The organism is Natrinema gari JCM 14663, assembly GCF_000337175.1.
Taxonomy (GTDB): domain Archaea; phylum Halobacteriota; class Halobacteria; order Halobacteriales; family Natrialbaceae; genus Natrinema; species Natrinema gari.
Window position 1 is genome coordinate 1 of sequence record NZ_AOIJ01000014.1, and the last position, 268, is coordinate 268.

Below are 268 nucleotides of genomic sequence, written 5' to 3' on the forward strand. Positions count from 1 at the left end.
TCGGTCTTGAGGAGTGTTTAGTCTTCGCGGTCGATGCCCGCGATCTTCACGAGGGATATCCAACCCCCGATACTCTGGAACTGACTCGTTCCGTACTACTCGACGATACGGGACTGTCACCCTGTCTCGTGCTCTATTCCAAGAGACTTCGCGTCGCAGTTCGGGAAGTGATCGTCAGTCCGAACACCACATTGCCCGTGAAGGCTTCGGTTTGGACTGTGTCGCGTTCATTCGCCATTACTAACGACATCGCGTTTGCTTTCTTTTC

The 268-nt window shown here is 53.4% G+C and carries 1 rRNA gene; it reads right to left on the bottom strand.

The features are described 5' to 3' along the window. Nucleotides 1-268 (bottom strand): 23S ribosomal RNA (locus C486_RS21875); the annotation flags it as partial.